The 21,311-nt window shown below is 35.3% G+C and carries 20 protein-coding genes; 1 reads left to right on the forward strand and 19 read right to left on the reverse strand.

Features of this window, described 5'->3' with window-relative positions:
* Positions 1-172 precede the first annotated feature (172 nt).
* On the forward strand, positions 173-1,156 hold the full coding sequence (locus AAEY57_RS15460; RefSeq protein WP_033103518.1) for an IS110 family RNA-guided transposase: 984 nt from the start codon (positions 173-175) through the stop codon (positions 1,154-1,156).
* A gap of 640 nt (positions 1,157-1,796) precedes the next feature.
* Here AAEY57_RS15460 and glmM read toward each other — a convergent pair.
* The 19 genes from glmM to AAEY57_RS15555 form a co-directional block, all read right to left on the reverse strand.
* Positions 1,797-3,152: a phosphoglucosamine mutase gene (gene glmM, locus AAEY57_RS15465; protein WP_350608182.1), complete on the reverse strand. Its 1,356-nt coding sequence runs from the start codon at positions 3,150-3,152 to the stop codon at positions 1,797-1,799.
* A 350-nt stretch (positions 3,153-3,502) separates the two neighbouring features.
* Positions 3,503-4,417 (reverse strand): UTP--glucose-1-phosphate uridylyltransferase GalU, encoded by a 915-nt coding sequence (gene galU, locus AAEY57_RS15470; RefSeq protein WP_350608183.1) that lies wholly within the window; start codon positions 4,415-4,417, stop codon positions 3,503-3,505.
* Positions 4,418-4,479: 62 nt separating this feature from the next.
* A complete protein-coding gene (locus tag AAEY57_RS15475; protein WP_350608184.1) occupies positions 4,480-5,283 on the reverse strand; it encodes a glycosyltransferase in 804 nt (267 codons plus the stop codon).
* On the reverse strand, positions 5,280-6,149 hold the full coding sequence (locus AAEY57_RS15480) for a glycosyltransferase family 2 protein (protein ID WP_350608185.1): 870 nt from the start codon (positions 6,147-6,149) through the stop codon (positions 5,280-5,282). The genes AAEY57_RS15475 and AAEY57_RS15480 overlap by 4 nt, the downstream gene beginning before the upstream one ends.
* 128 nt (positions 6,150-6,277) lie before the next feature.
* On the reverse strand, positions 6,278-7,444 hold the full coding sequence (locus AAEY57_RS15485; protein ID WP_350608186.1) for a hypothetical protein: 1,167 nt from the start codon (positions 7,442-7,444) through the stop codon (positions 6,278-6,280).
* A gap of 119 nt (positions 7,445-7,563) precedes the next feature.
* Positions 7,564-8,523, reverse strand: a complete 960-nt coding sequence (locus AAEY57_RS15490) for a WaaS/CpsH family glycosyltransferase (RefSeq protein ID WP_350608187.1) — start codon at positions 8,521-8,523, stop codon at positions 7,564-7,566.
* Between the two features lie 19 nt (positions 8,524-8,542).
* A complete protein-coding gene (locus AAEY57_RS15495; RefSeq protein WP_165728158.1) occupies positions 8,543-9,358 on the reverse strand; it encodes an NAD-dependent epimerase/dehydratase family protein in 816 nt (271 codons plus the stop codon).
* A gap of 43 nt (positions 9,359-9,401) precedes the next feature.
* On the reverse strand, positions 9,402-10,052 hold the full coding sequence (locus AAEY57_RS15500; protein WP_350608188.1) for an acyltransferase: 651 nt from the start codon (positions 10,050-10,052) through the stop codon (positions 9,402-9,404).
* Entirely contained in the window at positions 10,036-11,265 is a 1,230-nt protein-coding gene (locus AAEY57_RS15505; protein ID WP_350608189.1) for a hypothetical protein, read from the reverse strand. The genes AAEY57_RS15500 and AAEY57_RS15505 overlap by 17 nt, the downstream gene beginning before the upstream one ends.
* On the reverse strand, positions 11,262-12,692 hold the full coding sequence (locus AAEY57_RS15510; protein ID WP_350608190.1) for an oligosaccharide flippase family protein: 1,431 nt from the start codon (positions 12,690-12,692) through the stop codon (positions 11,262-11,264). Before AAEY57_RS15510 ends, AAEY57_RS15505 begins: the two co-directional genes overlap by 4 nt.
* Before the next feature lie 9 nt (positions 12,693-12,701).
* Complete coding sequence (gene kdsB / locus AAEY57_RS15515) at positions 12,702-13,445, reverse strand: 3-deoxy-manno-octulosonate cytidylyltransferase (RefSeq protein WP_350608191.1); 744 nt, start codon at positions 13,443-13,445, stop codon at positions 12,702-12,704.
* A 1-nt stretch (position 13,446) separates the two neighbouring features.
* Positions 13,447-14,100 carry an HAD family hydrolase gene (locus tag AAEY57_RS15520; RefSeq protein WP_350608192.1) on the reverse strand — a complete coding sequence of 218 codons (654 nt, stop codon included), beginning with the start codon at positions 14,098-14,100 and terminating at the stop codon, positions 13,447-13,449.
* Positions 14,087-15,697, reverse strand: coding sequence for an aldolase catalytic domain-containing protein (locus tag AAEY57_RS15525; protein ID WP_350608193.1), 1,611 nt, complete (start codon positions 15,695-15,697; stop codon positions 14,087-14,089). Before AAEY57_RS15525 ends, AAEY57_RS15520 begins: the two co-directional genes overlap by 14 nt.
* Positions 15,698-15,769: 72 nt before the next feature.
* Positions 15,770-16,306, reverse strand: a complete 537-nt coding sequence (rfbC, locus tag AAEY57_RS15530; protein WP_350608194.1) for a dTDP-4-dehydrorhamnose 3,5-epimerase — start codon at positions 16,304-16,306, stop codon at positions 15,770-15,772.
* An 11-nt stretch (positions 16,307-16,317) separates the two neighbouring features.
* Positions 16,318-17,193 (reverse strand): dTDP-4-dehydrorhamnose reductase, encoded by an 876-nt coding sequence (rfbD, locus tag AAEY57_RS15535; protein WP_350608195.1) that lies wholly within the window; start codon positions 17,191-17,193, stop codon positions 16,318-16,320.
* A complete protein-coding gene (gene rfbA / locus AAEY57_RS15540; protein WP_350608196.1) occupies positions 17,193-18,065 on the reverse strand; it encodes a glucose-1-phosphate thymidylyltransferase RfbA in 873 nt (290 codons plus the stop codon). Before rfbA ends, rfbD begins: the two co-directional genes overlap by 1 nt.
* 1 nt (position 18,066) lies before the next feature.
* On the reverse strand, positions 18,067-19,170 hold the full coding sequence (gene rfbB, locus AAEY57_RS15545) for a dTDP-glucose 4,6-dehydratase (protein ID WP_350608197.1): 1,104 nt from the start codon (positions 19,168-19,170) through the stop codon (positions 18,067-18,069).
* A gap of 25 nt (positions 19,171-19,195) precedes the next feature.
* A complete protein-coding gene (locus tag AAEY57_RS15550; protein WP_350608199.1) occupies positions 19,196-20,164 on the reverse strand; it encodes an exopolysaccharide biosynthesis polyprenyl glycosylphosphotransferase in 969 nt (322 codons plus the stop codon).
* Between the two features lie 92 nt (positions 20,165-20,256).
* Positions 20,257-21,219 carry a Wzz/FepE/Etk N-terminal domain-containing protein gene (locus AAEY57_RS15555; protein ID WP_350608198.1) on the reverse strand — a complete coding sequence of 321 codons (963 nt, stop codon included), beginning with the start codon at positions 21,217-21,219 and terminating at the stop codon, positions 20,257-20,259.
* Positions 21,220-21,311 lie beyond the last annotated feature (92 nt).

A 21,311-nucleotide genomic window follows, 5' to 3' on the forward strand; every position in this document is an offset into this window, starting at 1 on the left:
CTCACTCCTGTGATTAAAAAGAAATGAGCTTAGCGAATATAAAATAAATGTTTAGGTGTGGTTTAGCCGACGGTTACGATTAAGCCCTAGCTTCCAATTCTCAACAAACTGAATGGTATCCAAGCACTCTTAGATTAAGTTGATGCTGTATGTACAAGGGGAGTAAGTAGAGATGATGTTTATTGGTTTTGATATCAGTAAAGATAAAGTTGATTTATGTTGGCTGAGAGATCCAATCACCAATAAAAAGAAAACAAAAGTATTTAAAAATAACCACCTAGCTTTCAAGGAAATTAAGCAGTGGCTTTTAAGTACAACCAAAACTATAGCTGAGGAAATCGTTATCACGGTAGAGCCAACCGGTGTTTACCATGAGCCGTTAATGTACTTTTTATACCAGCAAGGATTCAATATTATTCTCGCTAACCCTAGCAAAGCAAAAAAATATGCTGAGGCTCTAAATGTTGTTCATAAAACAGATAGGTCAGATGCGATAATGCTTGCAAGCTACGGTTATGCTAAGCAATCAACCGTTAACTTCTGGCAACCTGAAGCAAAGGAAATTAGAGAGCTTAAAGCCTTACTGCGTCGACTTGATGCATTGGAGTCCAATAAACAACGAGAGCAGAATCGATTAGAAGCAAGTGAGTTTAATGCGACATCTGAGCGAGTCACTCAATCATTAAAAGAAACGATTAACTTTCTAGATGATGAGATAAAAAAACTTAAGTCAGATATTGATAGTCACATAAATAGCTTTCCTGACTTAAAGAAGAATAGAACGTTACTAGAAACAATCCCCGGTATTGGGCCTGTTATGTCTCGGGAGCTGACGTATATATTCGCCGCTAAAAATTTCAGCAGAGCTAAGCAAGCTGCTGCCTACTGTGGCTTAATACCGCGGCTGCATGAGTCTGGGAAAATGAAGGGCCGTACAACTATGAGCAAGCTAGGGCCCTCAAAAATAAGAAGTAAACTTTATATGGCAGCAGTAGTCGCTGGGCAGTGGAATTATAAGATACAACAGCAAAAAATAGCCTTGCTGAATAATGGCAAAACGTCGATGCAAATCATTGGCGCCAATATGCGTAAACTCATTCATATATGTTTTGGTGTAATAAAAAATCAAGAAGCGTTTAAGCTCCAAGAAAGTTAAATACGATCTTGAAGCCTATAAAGAGAGATGGTATCTACAATAAAACTCTATATTAATCCTACCCGTAGGCGGGAGTTTACCTCGCGCATTTTCACAACATTTCAAACAGCCTGCGCGGCATAAAGCCCCGCCTACAATAAAGCTCTATATTAATCCTACCTGTAGGCGGGAGTTTACCTCGCGCATTTTCACAACATTTCAAATAACCTGCGCGGCATAAAGCCCCGCCTACATTCAAACAGCCATATTACCTACCCGTAGGCGGGAGTTTACCTCGCGCACTTTCACAACATTTCAAATAACCTGCGCGGCATAAAGCCCCGCCTACAATAAAGCTCTATATTAATCCTACCTGTAGGCGGGAGTTTACCTCGCGCACTTTCACAACATTTCAAACAGCCTGCGCGGCATAAAGCCCCGCCTACAATAAAACTCTATATTAATCCTACCCGTAGGCGGGTTCACCCCGCGTCGGTATTAGGATTTAGGTTTGAGGCTGGAGGCCTGAAGCTCGTAGCTCGTTACCCGATGCCCGTCGCCCGTTACCCTTTAACCAACTCTTTCATATACTCAGTAAACTCAGCACCTAACGTTTCATGGCGCATGCTGTATTATACAATCGCTTTTAAGTAACCATAGCTCAAAGTAGTTTATTAATTGCAGCAGCTATATGCTCAGCCTGAGCTTGTGATGCAACAGAGTCTGTTGATTCAACCATGACACGAATAAGCGGCTCAGTGCCTGATTTACGAAGTAAAACACGCCCTGTATCTGCAAGTACGGTTTCAGATTCGACTACAGCTTGTTTAACCCCATCGGTATTGAGTATTTCATCGGCATTATTTTGTGTTAAACGCACATTTAAAAGTACTTGCGGTAGTTTTTGCATGCCAGAAACATAGTCCCTTAAAGACTGCTTTTGCTGAATAAGTGCTGTTAGCACTAACAGTGAGGCTACAATGCCGTCACCTGTAGTCGCATAGTCTAAATGTAAAATATGGCCTGAACCTTCACCGCCTAACTTCCACCCGGTGTGTTTTAACTGCTCAACCACGTATCGGTCACCTACTTTAGCGCGCTTAAATGGAATATCCATTTGCTTGAGTGCTAGCTCTAAGCCTAAGTTAGACATTAACGTACCAACTACACCACCATTCAGAGTACCTTGAAGCTTGGCTGCTTTAGCTAAAATATAAAGTATTTGGTCACCATCAACTACTGCACCTAAATCGTCTACTAGCATTAATCTATCGGCATCGCCGTCGAGCGCTATACCTAAATCGGCTTTGTGCTCTAATACAGCGGCTTGTAAGCTATCTAAGTGTGTTGCACCACATTGCTCGTTAATATTTAAACCATTAGGCTTATCATTAATGCTAATAACCTCTGCACCTAGCTCTGCATATACATTAGATGCAATATGATAAGCAGCGCCATTGGCGCTATCTACAACAATTTTTAACCCTTCAAGTGTTAACTCTTTTGGAAATACGCCTTTACAAAACTCAATATAACGGCCTGCGGCATCGTTAATACGCCTAGCTTTACCTAACAACTCAGAGCTGACACATTGCATGACATTGTTGTTTAATGCCTGCTCTAGTAAGGCTTCAATTTCAAGCTCTTGTTCGTCGTTTAGCTTAGTGCCATAGTTATTAAAAAACTTAATACCATTATCATAAAATGGATTATGTGATGCACTAATTACTACACCGGCATCGGCTCTAAAGGTTGATGCTAAATAGGCAACAGCTGGCGTTGGCATAGGCCCAACAAAGGCTACATTAACACCCGCAGCAGAAAGGCCTGCCTCCATGGCCGACTCAAACATATAGCCGCTATTGCGTGTATCTTTACCTATTAAAATTTCTTTAGTACCGCTTGAGGCTAAAACCGTCCCTGCAGCCCAACCAAGTTTCATTGCAAAATCAGGCGTGATTGGAAACGTGCCGACTTTGCCTCTTACACCATCGGTACCAAAATACTTACGTGACATGATTATTCCTTTATATTTAATCAGTTTAAATTATTTAAAATAAAGCAAGGTTAAAAATAAAAAAGCGCGGCTTAAAGCCGCGCCATAATTAACCTGAACTCTGGTTAAGAGATTTACTAACATATTGAACCAAAATGATATTTATGTTTATTTTCTCAAGCTAGAGATTTTTAGTGAAAACAAGGCGAAATTACGCGTCAATAGCTAGCCTATTGCAAGTAAATTCAACGCAGTTAGCGCTGAAAATAGCTGCTTGAGATGGATTTATTATCCGGAGTTCAGGTTAATTAGGCTTTTGCTATATGCTAAATAGCTTAGAGCTCATAGCATCAAACTTTAAACTAATATTATTATAGATTAACGACATTATTAGTTTGTGCGTCATCATTCACAAGCGTAGTTAAGTATTTACTAAATTCGTCGCCAAGCTTAGCATCACGCATGCTGTATTCTACAATCGCTTTTAAATAACCGAGTTTATCGCCACAGTCGTGTGAGCGGCCACTCATATGAAACGCTTCTACCGTATCAATAGCCAATAATGCATCAATAGCATCTGTTAGCTGTATTTCATCACCTGCGCCTACATGTGTTTTAGCGAGTAATGGCCAAATATTTTTACTTAAAACATAACGACCAACAACGGCTAAGTTTGAAGGAGCAACCTCTGCGGCTGGTTTTTCAACCATTTTTTTAATTGCTGCACTTTCACCAGCAGCAAGCTCTACACCATTAATATCAGCAATGCCGTACTTACTTACATCTTCAATAGCAACGGGCTCTAACATAATTTGGCTGGCATGGGTTTGCTTAAAACGTGCGATCATCGCCGCTAAGTTTTCAGTTTTTTGATCTGCCGTATAAGCATCTAAAATTACATCGGGTAAAACCACAACAAAGTCACTATCACCAACTATTGGCTTGGCACATAAAATAGCGTGCCCTAAGCCTTTAGCTTCACCTTGGCGTACATGCATAATGGTTACATCGGCTGGGCAAATAGAGCGCACTTCTTCAAGTAAGGTACGTTTTACGCGTTTTTCTAACGTGGCTTCTAACTCAAAACTGGTATCAAAATGGTTTTCAATGGCATTTTTAGAGCTATGTGTTACGAGCACAATTTCTTTAATACCCGCCGCCACACATTCATTTACTATGTATTGAATCAGCGGTTTATCAACCAAGGGGAGCATTTCTTTAGGGATTGCCTTAGTCATTGGCAACATACGGGTGCCTAAACCGGCAACAGGAATTACAGCTTTCACAAATAGTCCTTTAATTTTTGATATTAGGGACCATAATTTCATTTATCATCTTAAATATCACTCTAACTTCTCAGTAATAAATAAATTTTGGAAATTATAGCTTTAGGTAAAAGTCTTAATGGCATTCTTAAAACCATATTTTTAAGCACGTCCTTTAAAGGTAACAACTTCTTTTTATAACAGTTTTTATAAAAGTTAAATTCTCGTTTAAAATATAAATACCCACTTCTTCTAGAGAGTTGATTAAATCCAGCTCGCATATGGACAAGTGGAGTAGGTATATTATAAAAAATTGCACCGTTTTTAATAAGGCTTAACCATAAATAATAATCTTCAAAGTACAGCACATTTTGATAACCACCACTTTCTACTATCGTTGTTTTTTTAAACATAACGGATGGGTGATTCATAGGATTTTTTGTCCTCGCAAACTTTATTATGTCAGCGTGGCTTTCTGGTACTTGCCTTATAGACAATATTGAACTCGAATCATTGTCAAATTCACTAATCCACGAACCACAAACATCTATTTTTTGTGATTCAAAAGCAGCTAGTTGTTTTTCAAAGCGCACTGGGATTGCGATATCATCAGTATCCATTCTTGCTACTAATGCATAGCTACAATGCTGCAAACCTTGATTAAGCGCTTCCCCCAACCCGACGTTACTAGCTATAACAACATCAATTATATTTAACTTACTTTTCCAGCTATTAATTACACTATATAAATCTGCTGTTAAAGGTCCATCTTGTACAAGCACGATTTCTGTTGCTTGAACCGTTTGGCTATGAACACTATTCAGCGCATCACTTAAAAAAAACGGATTTTCTTTATGGTAAACCGACATTAAAACAGAAAAACTCATTTAATTTTACCCACATGTCCTGCAAAGCTATGCTGAATACCTTTGATCATATACTTAAACCGTAAATACCCATCTGGTAATGTAAATGGGTAAATAAATAATTTGAAAATTAGCTTAGCTAAACTAGATATTTTCCAATAAATAGGCACGTAAACACGTTTCATTAAAAGTAGTGTATTTCTAAACTGGTAATAATGTCGAATAGGACTACAAACACCTACATTAATACAAAGCAATATTTTCTTACTTCCATCGCCTAATTTATGAGCAAGTTTTGCTTTGTTATTTTTTATAACTAAATAGCCGGCAGCTTTGATTCTCCAGCAGTATTCAAAATCAACTGCATCTATAAATAAATCGTCATCCATGCCTCCAACCTGCAGGTATACTTCTTTTGGTATTAGGCTACCTGAGCTTAATACACTAGACACGGAGATATACTCTGAACAATAAACACTTTGCCCTTTAGAAACCTTGGCTTCATTGACTTCTAACGTATCTTTATCATAGTCCTGACACCCAACTAAACCTACAAAATAATTATTTTGTGTTAATTCATGATAACACTCTAGTAATTTACTAGGTAGATTTCTATCAGGTTCACTGTCTTGATCCATCTGTAATACAAATTCAGCACCATTATTAAAAGCCCAATCCATTCCTAATGACTGAGCTTTTGCAATTCCTAAATTTTCCCTAAAATTAAATACTTTTACACAATCGCTTATATTTATTTCAACATCATATTTTGAATTATTACAGACAACCACTTGTGTACCCAACTCAACCAATCTATTAACAGCTACTTCAGCTTCAGTTTGGGTTGCATTATATAAGACTAATACAGAAAAAACTTTTTCATTCATAATTATAACTCAATCACATTTATATAAATAAACACTTGCCTTAGTAAACATCTAAGAAAAAATCAGTAAGATTTACACTTTAATTTTTTCTATTTATAAACACTAAAACTACTTAATATACATTCCTACTAAACTTTCCCAGTTACTAACATATTGGCTCTGATTAACCTACTTAATAAACAGAGTGTTATAATTACAATTATATGATTAGTATCCAAAATGTACGGGTTTGATATAGCATAACCAACATAGGATAAATAAATTAAACCTAGATGATTAAAATATATAAATTTACTATAGAGATAAAACAAAGCTAATATATATAATGCTAAAAAGATAAAGCCTAATTGATTTAAAAAGTAGACTCCTTGTAATTCAAAATAAATATCACCGGTATAATCTCTGGCACTTGTTGTAACATTGAGTGTGTTACCCAGCCCCTTACCAGCCAGTACAGTAAATACATCATCGCTCATATCAGAAAGCAATACTTCAGCCTGATCTATACGAGTGCCTATAGATGAGACTTCCCCTGTGGACTTTTTTTCAATCACATTCACAGCGGAGGTAACCGCTATCGGTATGATTAAAATAGACACAAACAATAACGTTATATTTTTTAACCCCCTAACCTTACTTAAATAGTTAGTTTGCATCAAAAAAGTACAAATGTAATAAAAACCGCAACCAATTAGGTACATAAAGTTGCCAGCAAAGAGTGTTGCAACCAAAAGGAAGGCTTCACTAAATCGATACTTTTTTTGATGTGTTTTCAAATATAAAAAATTCGATACCATGGCAAAAAAAGTGATTAGGGCATTTCCTTTAATTTGAACTCGAAAGAAGCCGTTTCCATATGTATACACATCACCAAAACCATTATTTAAAAACCAATGCCTAATTGGTAAATAATTTGATACTTTCCAACTGGCATAGAGGTACAAAGATATCGTTATAATAATAATACCTTGAAGAATATGTAGTCCAATCACGATATTTAATGCTCTTAGGCTATTAAATTGAATGAAGTGTACACATAATAAAGACAGTAAAATTATATAAAACCGCATAATAAGCAATGGATCATTTTTTAAAAAGAATAAGCTATATGAAGCGAGAAATGTAATCAGTAAAAAAGCTAAACCGATATATTTGTCTCTTTTTTTAAACCAATGAAGAAAGCCAATTATGACAAGACACAAGACGCAAAAATTAGCGATAGGTGCAAGGATAGAAAAAGGTAGATTTCTAGTGACGACAAAGGTGATGATTACAAAAAGAAAAGAGTTTATCACTGGTAGCTACTTATAAATTATTTTAATAGAAAAAAGATGCATTTTAAAACCCACCTTTTGTATGGCATGACTCTCAGCGACAAAGCCCACCTTACAACATTAGAGCCAATAGCAAAGCGCTAAAAAGAAAATATTTTATCAAGCCATGCATCTATCGAGTATTGATATAGAATAGACTCAGGAACAGGCGAGAAATCCTCATTAATAAAGTTAATAAGGCTCTGTATTTCTACATCATCATCTAAAATAAATACATTTTTAAATTCATAAAAATCGTAATGCCTAATATCTGAATTTGTCGTAATAATTTTTCTATTTGCACCTAATGCTTCAATTGTTCGCATTGTAAGCCCATCTTGCTTTGGATGATGGAAATCTAAAATCGCATTAGAATTACTCACAATTTCCGAATATTCACTATAAGCTAAAGTTTTTCTGTGGATAAATGTTATTCTTTTTAGAATATTTAACCTAAGCCAGTTTATTAGATTCGTAAACAAATAGAATTTATAGCTCTTATTTACAACATCCATTTTTAATGCAATATCTTTTAACAAGTCTAAACGGTTAAAGTGCAACCAGCCCACAAAAGAAATATCATATTTATAAGTAGCTTTTCGTTCAATTCTATTTCTATAAAAAAGGGGGATAAAATCAAATGAATATTTATTGCAGTCTAAACGATCAAAGCTACATACTCTATCGAATAAACTCGCAATTTTTGCCCCCCCTTCAACCCTTCTAATACTATCCCAATGATATAAGAAAAAAGTAGCGTTTGGGTTATTTTTTTTCAACATGTCAATATGTTGAGAACAAAGCCTATCACCTTTAATTACGAAGATGTAATCATAGTTTGCTTGATTATCTAACTGAAGAAACAGATACTTTTCTGAGTACTTTTTTTCTATATGGCTCGAAGATTTAAACTTAGCAAATTGGTTCATTACTCTATTACGATGAGATTGGCAGATATAATTAACTACCGCTCCTTTGTTCTCTAATTTTTCAACAATTAATTTGTCATAATCATAAAAGCCAATACCTATAAATAATATTTTGCGACCTTGAAAATCCATTTTAATACCTTCGAAATACCTAAATTAATTTATCTTTAAAATCATCAATCATAATTTTCATATCATCTAATACATTTCGAGGATTAAATGTTATTTCTTTTTTTAGTCGAGAGATATCATTAACTGGAAAATACTCATCTACACAGCCATTTATCCAATTAATATTGCAACCAGTTTCACTTTCCAGAACATTAGCTATATCTTTAGCTTTTGTATTTATACCCGACGCAATATTATAAACTGTTTCACTTAGATTATCTTTTTCAGCAAGTTGATAAATAGCATCAACAAGATCAGTGATAGAAATATAATCTTTTGCATATTCGGGTGTAACATACATATCAACATGTTTATTATTTATTGCGTTACGAGTAATTGCAGGTAAGAAAAGGGGGCTATTCAATGCCAAGCCATAAACATTTGAGGGTCGAATAATAACAACCTTTTTAGAGCTTAACAAACAGAGCTCTTCAGAAATTAACTTAGATAAATTAAATAAACGCCTTTCATCTCCATGAGAAACTACTAAATTTGCATTTTCTTGGGTATTGTCCTGCCCCATATAAAGGCGAGTAGATGAAATATAAATCAGTTTATCGAATGACGCTTTCTCTAATATTTCAGCTAACAATAATGAATTTGACTTAAAAACCTGCAAGGGTGCATTTTTACAATCACCAGCCCCTGCACAAAAAATTACAGTGCCTAATGGCTTAGAAAACAAATCAATATCGTTTCTTTCTGGAATATATATAGAATGGTTATTTTCAAGTAACTTTTTTGAGACTTCATTACCAATAAAGCCACGCCCACCAATAACTGTATAATTTAACACCACACCACCATTTACCTTTAAGTATTTTGTTTCAACCGAGGACCTAAACAAAGTCCCCTAAAGAGTTTGTTTTTTGCCACGCTTGCGTAGCTAAATTATATCTTTTTACAATCTTTGCAGGTATTCCAACAATAACGCAATAGTCAGGGAAATCGCCACGAACCACAGCATTAGCACCCACAACACAATGTTTTCCAAGTGTAGTCCCGGCACTTATTTTCGCACCACTGCCAATAAAACAACTCTCACCAATTATAGTTTTGTTCACGATCAGAGGCTGCTGACTAACCGGGAGTTCAATATTTTGATACTCATGATCGGTATCTTGAATCATAACATCGAATGATATTAACGAGTTTTTGCCAATAACTAGCTGGCCTGCAGCGGTAATATGACAGCGCTGCTCAATGCGTACACCGCTTTCAATTAAAATAGAAGGAGTATATTTTCTTTCGAGCCAGCTATCTATTGCTTCTATTCGGGCATGCTCTCCAATTGATACGTTTTCACCAAGTTTTACTGCCTCATAGCTTATAAACAAAGGTTTGTATACAATACTTCCTTTACCATAATGACTAAATATAAAGCGATAAATTAATGCACCTTTGGCCAATAGCCACAAATGCGCTATATAACGCTTTTTAAGAGACACAGACAACAATAACAACTTTTTAAATTTAAGAAAAACTTTCATAATTGTTGATCCTATAGCCTAATATATATGTAAGGTTTTTTTCAATTTCCGTCCAAACCTTTTCGTCACTTTGTGCAGTAAGCACTAAGTTAATTTTACTTTCAAATTCAGAGACAGAAGTAAAGCTATCATCAAGCACGCTAATAGCGTTATCAGCGTCAGCATCTCGATACCTTAAGCAGATGCAGTTATTTATGTAACTATCATAGTAAGCTGTAGAATTATAAGAAATAGAACAGTCATAGCGGTTTAAATTTAATAACTCTTGTACTGTACCTGTAGGCGCAAAATTAAAGCTTTCAAACTTAAGCTGTTCTGAATACTTCTCAACTATCAACGCTGGATGAAGCTTAAATTCAAACTCTATATTCAAAGTCGACTGAGAAAGCAAGGAGATTAAGTTGAGATTATTTTCATCAAATTGACTCCTAGCCAGCAACACGAGCACTCTTAATTTTTTATGGCTTTTTTTAGGTAAAATCAATGGAGCTGTTTTTTTAGGGTAACCTGCAACTACAAGCCTGCGCTCGTCCATACCATATTTTATGAATTCATCACGGGTATACTCTCCCCAACAAAGTAACTTATCAGCAACAACATTCTCATAAGCAATAGCGTCTATCGGCGGGATATCATAAATAAACCACAACCCATGCTGTAAAGAATAGGTAGGTATATTGTTTTTTTTGAAAAAGTAATTTAGTACAGCTTCTTCATTAAGGTTACTGCAAAATGCACAAAAAAGCTTAATGTTAGTCGGTGTTTGCTTTTCTAAAAAATCAATATTATTAAGGTTATGTGCTATTGAAGCTGCCAAGGTTATTTTCGATAAAAAATTCAACTCAAGCTTTCTAAAAAAGACAATCTTAAATGCTGAAAATATATTGGACAGCGAGAATATAAGACTTCGTTTAGAATTCGATAAATCAACAAGATCACTTTCATTTTGGTAGCTTGTCATAACATGCTTTAAAAGCTCATAATAATCTTTGCGATTATAATCACCTATAGAAAAAAGTGCTTTTTTCTGCGTCGGTATTTTAATTTTACGAACCGCAAAAAAATAAACCAAACTTCGACGAATATTGAAATTTTCTCTTTTATAAATCAAAGAAATCAATTCAAGAGATACTATATTCTCGATTGGATAACCTTTATGGTCATAGGCCAATTGTTTTTTCACTGTTTTATACTTATCAAATAGCTTCTTCAAATCATTTCCTTTAACTGAAGTAATGACACTTTTTTATAAAAAACTTTCATTTGGATAATAATCATTAATATATAAAAAACAATCGCGATAATTCCTAGAGAAAATATATTAACTTCAAAAAGTAAATTATAAGATTTCAATAAGAATGCCAATCCAACAGATAATAAAGTTGAAGTTATATATATTTTAGTTGGGAAATAAGAGGAAAATTTAACCTTAAACCTTTTATTTATTGGTTTTATGAGTAAGTAAGCACCAAAAAAGTTTAGAAATGTGGTCGCGAAAGCGGCCCCAATAACGCCATATTTTGAAATTAAAAAATAATTCAATACCACATTTAATATAGTTGTTACTAGCGTATTTTTAAACAGTGCTTTTTCTAACCCTATAGCTCCCATTACACCACCAAAAATAACAACAGCCCTCAACCATTGAAACATATAGACCTGAAAAACAATAACTGAGTTTTCGTACTTTTCGCCAAATAAAGTTAAAATTATTTCATTACTGTAAATTAAACAAAATATAACGATGGGCACCAGCAATACTGTCGCTTTTTCTATCGACTCCTTCCACACAGCAATAACGCCGTTAGTGTCATTTGAGCGTATTAATTTAGAAATAACAGGTATCATCGCAGTCAATAATGAGCCTGTAATAATACTAATAAATGGGATTTGAAAAGCTCCTACTTTTAAAGTAGCAAAGCTACTCGCGTCCATCAAAAAAGACACCATTAGCTGGTCAATATAACCATTTAAAACAGCAACTAAAGAGACGGATCCCATCGCTATTATATATTTAATCTCAACAGAAGAAACGAACCCTCTGTTAACCCTCAATAAAAAACTATTTTTATTTACATATAGTAAAAATAGAAATAAAAGTAGATTACTAAAAGCCGAAAAAAACAGTACATAAGCTAAATTTTCTAAGAATATAACAATAAATATATTTATAAGTACGGTAATTAGCTGTATTGATGTTGTTAAATATAAATACCCTTTTAAACCTCCTGTTATTACACTCAAATTTTTAAAATATTCAAATGTCGCTGTAGTCACAAAAAGTACTAATATAATGACGATGAATTTTTCAATCAAAGGATTATTAATAAGTTCAGCTAAAGGTTTTGCAAATAAAGCTAATAAAATAGCGCCCAAGCAGAGTAAAAGGAGTTGGAAAATAAAAAAACGTTTAAATATTTGCTGTCGCTGCGAGTACTTAGCGTATTGCCCATAAAAGTAAGTTAATGATACTGGTACACCTGCACTAAATAAAATAGAAGCTAAACTAACAACCAATAATACTTGTTGGTAAGTACCGAACTCCTCTTCAGGAAAGTTTCTCACTAAGAAAATAAACAAGACAATAGTTAATACTTTTTTTAAAGCATCTTGTAGCATAAGATATTTTGTATTTTTCATCTCTGCAAATTAGCCTAGTTTTTTATTGGCTTTAATTTTGGAAATGACCTTATTTACATCTTCTGGGATATCTACAGCAATACTTGAACTGGCTACTTCAACCATTTGTACGCTTATATCACTCTCTATAAACCTTAGTATTTCAATATCCTCTACTTCCTCTACTTTAGACTTTTCAGCATGAGCCATAAAAAACCTTAAGTGCTCTTTAGAAAAAGCATAAATACACACCTGTTTATAGCCAAAAGCAAACTCATTTGTCTTTGACATAGGTATTGGCGAACGGCTCATATACATTAATCTATTTGAGCTACTCACAACTACTTTAGGGATGTTAGGTGATCTAAATTCATCTTCATCCTCAATTAATGACATAGCATTAATGACTCTATTTGGCAGCCTAGTGTATTCATTTATTACTGTTACTATGTCTTTAGGATCGATTAAAGGCTCGTCTCCTTGTACATTAATTATGAAATCACAATTGAGTACTTCATTAGCCTCTGCAAGTCGATCTGTGCCCGTTAAACACTGTGAGGAAGTCATGATAAACTTGCCTCCAAACTCTGTTACTGCATTGGCAATTTTAATATTATCAGTAGCTATGTACACTAATTCTTTGTCAACAGCACAACAACATCGCTCCCATACATGTTGTATCATCGGTTTGCCATCAATAATAGTTAATGGTTTACCCGGGAAGCGGCTAGACTCGTAGCGAGCTGGAATAACGATTGCGTAACTAAGTGACATGTTAACCCTTAAAACTATGTATAACTTTAAAGTCATGTTTTTGACTTAACTCAAGCATACTTTGTTTAACATTTGATAATGGTGCATAGAAGATAAAATCTATATTGTTTTTCTTAGCCGCTTCATAGTCAGCAAGAGCATCACCGACCATCACAGCACTAATATGGCTCACACTATTTAAAATATTTTTAATATTCTGATACTTTGATACTGGACTGCCTAGAACTTCAATAAAATAATTAGAAAAATTCCTTTTTTCTAATACTGTTCTTAGCTGCTCCTGTTCCGACCCTGAAGCCACGTACATAAGCTTACCTTTTAGCGAGGAAAGTGTACTTTTTATTCCTAAAGCTTCAGGTACTTCTAAATAGAATTTATCAACTTGCTCTGCATACGCTAATAAAAGCATCTCTTCTAACTTTTGTTTTTCGGCGCCTTCAATATCTAGTGTTTCTGTAAAACTAACAACATGATGGTAACGACTCATGCCAAAGTTCTCTTTGAATTGTGACGTTAATGCCTCTACCTGTGTGTCTGAAAAGTAATTTGAAAGTGACAAGGCTGCTCTCATAGCAGCCACTTTCATATTATTAGAATCAAGAAGAACACCGTCACAGTCAAATATAATCAGATCGTATGGCTCAAATATAAGCATATACGCTTCCCTTTTTAATAGGGTAAGTTGTTGGAGTTATTGATATAAACTCAAGGTTATCTTGTAGATCATTTCCAATAGTATCGAAGAACTCAATCATCTCTAAGTGTCTTGAGTCATTTGAATTATAACCATCAACTCCAGCAAAGGTAACTTTATTAGCACCTGCAGCTATCGAAAAAGCTAAGCCATAAGCTATTGTTAGTTCAGACGGAATTAGACAAAATGTTTTTCCAGCTTTAAAGGTGTTATCAGCAATATCAACACCGTAATTGATGTTTCCATTATCGGCCAAAAGCTCAACATCTTGGGCTGGAAAACGATGAGCGGGGTAAATTATTGGCTTACTTAAATTAGAGTAATTCTCTTTTTCAGTTAAAAATTTAAGGTTGTGTGTGATTGCAATATAATCTACAAAATTATCATCTAGCACTTTGTTTATGTTCAATGAGATCACAATTGGTTTATTATTTTTAATGTACAGCTCAAGAGCTTTCTTATGCTTAGCTACAGAATTCGCATTAGTGATTAATAGAACTTCTCTACCATCAAGTAAGCCACTGACATCATCTCCTGTAACTTCTGAAGTATTATTGTTAAGACTCAATGCAGCTTCTAATACAGAACCGTCATACTTACTAGTGCCGTTTAGTTGGAGTAAGTATTGTAAAGCACCAACAACTTCATCTTTCCCTATATGTGTGTTTGATAACAGGTTTTGTATATAGGTGGGGTGAACACTCTGCTGTGCACCTAAAAAATATAATAAGTTAGTCCCCCAGCCATATTGCTTTTGCATTGACTCAAAATAACGAATGACTAACTCATATATTTTATTTGGCTTCAGTTCTACATATTTTTCAGCTAATACAGCCATTAAATTTTCTGTTTGAGTATTACCAGCACCTCGTCCCATACCTGTAACAGTAGAGTCAAGCCACTCAACTCCTGCTTCAAGTGCAGTTAAGCTATTTGCAAGACCACACCCCATGTTATCATGAGTATGTATTCCCATTTCACCATGCCAATGTTTTTGGATTAGCCTAACTATTCGTTGAACTTCGTTGGCGTCCATATTCCCTAGTGAATCAGCAAAATAAAGAGCATCCACGCTTCCCCATTGACTAATTTCTTTAGCTTTTTCTTCTATTTCTAAATCAGGCTTTCCACCCGCTTGCATAAGGTTGTAACCAACGATATAGCCTTTACTTTTTAGTTGGTTTGCTATTTCTTTAGATTCTTCGACTTCATGAAAGTGAGCTGCTATTCGCACAAGGCTAACGCAACTATTTTTCTCTTCGCAAAATAGTGCATTTACAGCAGCTTCTATACTCAATTGACTAGATAAAATAGTTTTTGCGTCAACCATTACTCCATAAGTTACCCCTTCAGGTAATTCTAAAGTCTTTAAATAATTTTCAGAGCTATATGCAAATGGACCTAAAAATTCATTTTTTGGGAAGTTACGTAAGCCAAGTTCGACATATGAGATTCCACTTAATGCGACTGCCTGTAAGTAGCTTTGAACTAACTCTGGCTCAAAATCCCAATTATTGTAATATCCACCATCTCTTAATGTACAGTCAAGAATTTTCATTTGGGTCCTTTATATTCTAATCATATAAGTCTGTTTTTTTACTTATATTTACTAATAAAAACAACAATTTAATTACAGAGAGTTTATTTCTATCCCATTACTATCTTTTTCTGATAACAAAGGTGACCCCGATATTGGCCACTTAATATCTAGAACTTTATCATTCCAAGCAATTGATACCTCTGACTCAGGGTGATAATAATTTGTGCACTTGTATACAAATTCAGCTTCTTCACTCGTAACATAAAAACCATGAGCAAACCCTTCTGGAACCCAAAGCTGGCGATTATTTTCAGCGCTTAAATAAATACCAACCCATTTCCCGAATGTCGCAGAGTTTTTACGTATATCAACTGCAACATCAAAAACTTCCCCTGAGATCACACGCACTAATTTACCTTGTGTGTTCTCTCTTTGAAAATGTAAACCTCTAAGTATACCTTGTTTTGATTTAGAGTGATTGTCTTGCACAAATTGTGTCGGTTTTTTTGTTACTAAACTTTCAAATTGCTTTTGATTCCAAGTTTCCATAAAAAAACCGCGTTCATCTCCAAACTTCGTTGGTTCAATAATTTTTACATCCACTATTTCTGTATCTATTACTTTCATAAAAAACCTATCTATTGATATTTTTTGAGTGCTTTCAACGCTGCATGCCAGTCGCTTTGAATAATACTAAAGTCGGTGGCTATTTTAGAACAATCTAGTTTTGAGTTGGCAGGACGTTTGGCTGGTGTTGGGTACTCTGCGGTTGTAATCGCGTTTACTGCAATAGGAAAATTAATCATCTTATTAGCTAAAGCACTCTCGAATATCTGCACTGCAAACTCTTGCCAGCTAACATATGGATACCCTGTGTAATTATATACCCCGTAATGATGACTACCATTTTGTAGCTGCTCGGCGATATCAATAATTGCAGCAGCTATATCACCTGCATAAGTTGGCCCGCCAAACTGGTCACCAACTACACCTAATGTTAGGCGCGTTTGTGCTAAACGAAGCATGGTTTTCACAAAGTTACTACCGTGCTCACTAAAAACCCATGCGGTACGTAATATAATGTGCTCATCACAGGCTTCTGCTACTGCTTGCTCTCCTGCAAGTTTAGTTTGACCATAAATGCATTGCGGTTTTACTTTATCACTTTCAGTATATAAACCTTCTTTATCACCGGAAAAAACGTAATCAGTTGAAATATGAATAATTACAGCATTAATCTTTTTAGCAATTACAGCTAGGTTTTTAGGCCCTTGGCAGTTAATCGCATGAGCTATACTTTGCTCAGACTCAGCTTTATCTACTGCGGTGTAGGCCGCAGCATTAATAATAACATTCGGTCTAAACTCAGTTACAATTCTATTAACCTCTTCAGAATTAGTAATATCTAACTCTGTACGACCTAATGCTAAAAAGTCCATTGCAGGCATAGCGGTTAGTTGTGAAATCAAACAACTCCCCACCTGACCATTTTTACCAGTAATAAGTACTTTCATTACTTTTTCTCTTTGGCCAAACGATTTAGGTATTGCCCATACTCATTTTTCAACATTGGTTTGGCTATTTTAAGTAACTGCTCTGTACTTAACCAGTTATTGCGCCATGCAATTTCTTCAAGACAAGCAACTTTTAAGCCTTGTACATTTTCGATAGTTTGTACGAATGAAGAGGCTTCATGGAGGCTCTCATGAGTGCCGGTATCTAGCCACGCAAAACCACGGCCCAGTAATTCAACATTCAGAGTACCATCGTTTAAGTACATCTCATTTAATGTTGTTATTTCAAGCTCTCCACGGTGCGATGGTTTTACTTTTTTTGCAAATTCAACCACGCGATTGTCGTAAAAATAAAGCCCAGTTACTGCATAATTAGACTTCGGCTTTTCTGGTTTCTCTTCAATAGTTACTGCCTTCATATCCTTATCGAATTCAACAACACCAAACCGCTCTGGATCTTTAACTTGATAACCAAATACCGTTGCTCCAGTATCTCGACTTGCAGCGTTTTTAAGCGTTTTACTAAAAGATTGACCATAGAAAATATTATCGCCAAGTACTAAACATACACTATCGCCACCGATAAACTCTTTACCAATCAAAAATGCTTGAGCTAATCCATCTGGTGACGCCTGTACTGCGTAACTTAAATTTATACCATAATCACTACCGTCACCTAATAAACGCTTAAAGCTTTCGTCATCTTCCGGTGTAGTAATTATTAATATATCGCGGATGCCTGCTAACATTAATGTTGATATTGGATAGTAAACCATCGGCTTGTCATAGACTGGTAATAGCTGTTTTGAAACGCCACGTGTTAATGGATATAGGCGTGTACCAGAACCCCCAGCTAAGATAATTCCTCTCATACTACTCTCCTTCAACTTGTGTATTTAGTTCACCTAAGCGTTCGCGCTTGTATGAGCCGTCTTGCACATTTTTACACCACTCTTGGTTTTCTAAGTACCACTGAACTGTTTTACGAAGTCCGGTTTCGAAAGTTTCAACAGGCTGCCAGTTAAGCTCTTCACTCATTTTTGATGCATCTATAGCATAACGGCGGTCGTGCCCTGGGCGGTCTGTTACATACGTGATTTGTTCAACATAACTCAATTTTTTTGGCATCAATTCATCTAAAATACTACAAATAGTATTTACTACTTCGATGTTCTGTTTTTCATTATGACCACCAATATTGTATGTTTCGCCAACTTTACCTTCAGTTACTACTTTGTAAAGGGCACGGGCATGGTCTTCTACATAAAGCCAATCACGAATTTGGTCGCCTTTACCATAAATTGGCAGTTCTTTCCCCTCAAGTGCATTAAGAATAACTAGCGGAATTAACTTTTCAGGAAAGTGATAAGGTCCATAATTATTCGAGCAATTTGTAATTATAGTAGGTAAGCCATAAGTACGGAACCATGCACGTACTAAATGATCGCTTGATGCTTTACTTGCTGAATATGGACTACTTGGTGCATAAGCTGTTTGCTCTGTAAATAATGGAAGTTCTTTATCTAAAGCATTTTCATCTTGCTCGTCTGGATGTGGTAAGTCACCATACACTTCATCTGTTGAAATATGATGAAATCGAAAAGCCCGCTTAGTAATTGCATCCAACGTATTCCAATATTCTCGAACGGCCTCGAGCAAATTATAAGTACCAACTATATTAGTTTGTATAAACTCAGCAGGCCCGGTAATTGAGCGATCAACATGGCTTTCGGCAGCCAAATGCATAATTGCATCAGGTTTAAATTGCTTTAATACTCGATCCAATTCAGTGCGGTTACAAATATCTACTTGCTCAAATATATAACGGTCACTCTCTTCTATAAATTCAAGTGACTGTAAATTACCTGCGTAGGTAAGCTTGTCTAGATTCAATACACTGTCTTGAGTGTCTTTGATAATATGGCGTATAACGGCTGAACCAATAAAGCCTGCGCCACCTGTTACTAATATTTTCAAAATTAATCTCTTTGATATAGTTTGTTTATCGGCCCATTCCAAACAGAACAGTTTTCACGGTTAATAATAAAATTTTAACATCTAACTTTGATGAATGATGTTTAATATAATGAATATCATACTTGTGCTTCCAAATAGCATCTTCAACAGAAGCGCCATATGGGTAACTAACCTGAGCAAGACCAGTTACACCTGGTTTTACAGCATGGCGGAAACGATAATATGGGATTTCTTGTTCTAAAACTTGAATAAAAACCTCTCGTTCCGGTCGCGGACCAACAATTGACATATCCCCATTTAAAACATTAATTAATTGTGGAATCTCATCGATACGCGTTTTTCGGATAAACTTTCCTACTTTAGTAATTCGTGTATCATTTTCACTTGCCCATTGAGCACCGTTTTTCTCTGCATCAATAAGCATTGATCTAAACTTATAAACCTCAAACTCTTTATTATATTGGCCAGTACGTTTTTGCTTATATAAAACAGGCCCAGGGCTTTCTAACTTGATTAGAACAGCAGCGATTAAGGCCAGTGGTAACGTAACAATAAGTAACAAAAATGCACTCGTTAAATCAAGCAACCTCTTGGTCACTTGAGTACGCTTGTTTGATAAAATTGAAAATGCTTTTTGATGTAAAAAATAGCTACTATGCAATAAACGTACTTCAGTGTATTTTAAACGCTCATCTAAATAACTAACAAGAGGCTCAACCCAAGCCCCACATTCAGTTGCATTTACCAAAAATTTTCTTTGCTCTGTTGTTAAATGCGCACTTTGATAGTGACATATTACTTTTTTTGTTAAATCTATAATACTGTAGTTATTAATGATTATATCGAATGAATAATCTTCGGTTATCTTACTAATCTTATCTACAAATGCTTGAGGACAAAAAACATAAATAACATTTTGTCTTAAGGCTTCTTTTTTAGATTTGAAGCTGTCTGAAAATAAAAATTCACTATTTTCCTTAAATGTTTTCACCATATTTTTTTCAACAGACATCTTTATTCCTTTTATCAAAAAAACTAAAACTGGCATGAAGTAAGTAAGAATTTAATTTAACTAGATTTTTCATTCTATTTCTTTTTAATAAAGTACTTAAATAATGAAAAAAACGCACTCAGCACCCCACCAAGTAGAGTGCCTATAACTACAAATAAAGCTCGCTTAGGCTTAAACTTCTCCTCTGGCACCAAAGCAGGATCTATTGTTTTAAATACATATTCATCACGCACATTAGCAAACATAATCGTTTTTGCTTGCTCTTCTACTAATTTGTAAAGTACTGTTCGAATATCTGCTATCTTAGTATTTTCTAATTGATTCATTAAAAACTGGGTACTTTTATTAGCCTCAACCACATCTCGTTCTTTCATTGTTTTATTTAAATCAACCACCAACCAGTCTACCCATTGCTTTGCTATAAAGGGTGATACATGCTCTATGGCAACTGTGACCATGCCAGTTTCTGTGTTTTTATTTGTAGTAATAATTTTACTAAATTCTTTATACGCCTCTTGCATTGAAGGCTCGGATTTAAAGGGTAATTCAACTTTACGTATCCATTTATTTTGCTCTGCAATATAAAGCTCTTCGTCGTAAATAACCGTATTAGTTTCACGGTTCCATGTTTTAGCTGCCATTAAATCGGGCAGTATATTGTGTTTTTGAATAAACTCGCTGGTAAATTGGCGCGACTTTAGTACTTCAAGCGCCATTTGCGTTTTATCAACCCCACCACTGGCGCCTAAGTTAACCCCAGCTAAACTTGCTAAGCCACCAAACTGACCTGCTAGAGCTCCCAAACCGCCTTGTTGGTCTTGCTCGGCGGGTGCGAGTAGCGCCTCAGACTTATAAATATTTGGCTGATTAATGGCGTAAAAAACAGATGCCACAGCAAATAGGGTAGTTATAGCGATAATGATCCATTTACCTTGCCAAATAGCGGTAAATAGTTCGCGAAGGTCTATTTCGTCATCAGCAATGTTGTTTTGCATTGGTGTATTTGCTTGATTAAGGTTGTTTGAGTTGTTTTCCATTTAAATCTCATAAGTTCAGCTATCAGCTATCAGCTATCAGCTATCAGCTATCAGCTATCAGCTATCAGCTATCAGCTATCAGCTATCAGCTA

The sequence above is a fragment of the Pseudoalteromonas sp. MER144-MNA-CIBAN-0113 genome (assembly GCF_040308965.1).
GTDB lineage: Bacteria > Pseudomonadota > Gammaproteobacteria > Enterobacterales > Alteromonadaceae > Pseudoalteromonas > Pseudoalteromonas tetraodonis.

Excerpts from the sequence above, each read along its gene's own strand:
- glmM (WP_350608182.1), bottom strand. The coding sequence starts at position 3,152 with ATGTCACGTAAGTATTTTGGTACCGATGGTGTAAGAGGCAAAGTCGGC.
- AAEY57_RS15475 (WP_350608184.1), bottom strand. The coding sequence starts at position 5,283 with ATGAGTTTTTCTGTTTTAATGTCGGTTTACCATAAAGAAAATCCGTTT.
- AAEY57_RS15500 (WP_350608188.1), bottom strand. The coding sequence starts at position 10,052 with ATGAAAGTTTTTCTTAAATTTAAAAAGTTGTTATTGTTGTCTGTGTCT.
- rfbA (WP_350608196.1), bottom strand. The coding sequence starts at position 18,065 with ATGAGAGGAATTATCTTAGCTGGGGGTTCTGGTACACGCCTATATCCA.
- AAEY57_RS15510 (WP_350608190.1), bottom strand. The coding sequence starts at position 12,692 with ATGAAAAATACAAAATATCTTATGCTACAAGATGCTTTAAAAAAAGTA.
- AAEY57_RS15520 (WP_350608192.1), bottom strand. The coding sequence starts at position 14,100 with ATGCTTATATTTGAGCCATACGATCTGATTATATTTGACTGTGACGGT.
- kdsB (WP_350608191.1), bottom strand. The coding sequence starts at position 13,445 with ATGTCACTTAGTTACGCAATCGTTATTCCAGCTCGCTACGAGTCTAGC.
- AAEY57_RS15490 (WP_350608187.1), bottom strand. The coding sequence starts at position 8,523 with ATGGATTTTCAAGGTCGCAAAATATTATTTATAGGTATTGGCTTTTAT.
- AAEY57_RS15550 (WP_350608199.1), bottom strand. The coding sequence starts at position 20,164 with ATGGTGAAAACATTTAAGGAAAATAGTGAATTTTTATTTTCAGACAGC.
- AAEY57_RS15460 (WP_033103518.1), top strand. The coding sequence starts at position 173 with ATGATGTTTATTGGTTTTGATATCAGTAAAGATAAAGTTGATTTATGT.
- AAEY57_RS15555 (WP_350608198.1), bottom strand. The coding sequence starts at position 21,219 with ATGGAAAACAACTCAAACAACCTTAATCAAGCAAATACACCAATGCAA.
- rfbD (WP_350608195.1), bottom strand. The coding sequence starts at position 17,193 with ATGAAAGTACTTATTACTGGTAAAAATGGTCAGGTGGGGAGTTGTTTG.
- AAEY57_RS15525 (WP_350608193.1), bottom strand. The coding sequence starts at position 15,697 with ATGAAAATTCTTGACTGTACATTAAGAGATGGTGGATATTACAATAAT.
- rfbC (WP_350608194.1), bottom strand. The coding sequence starts at position 16,306 with ATGAAAGTAATAGATACAGAAATAGTGGATGTAAAAATTATTGAACCA.
- AAEY57_RS15480 (WP_350608185.1), bottom strand. The coding sequence starts at position 6,149 with ATGAATGAAAAAGTTTTTTCTGTATTAGTCTTATATAATGCAACCCAA.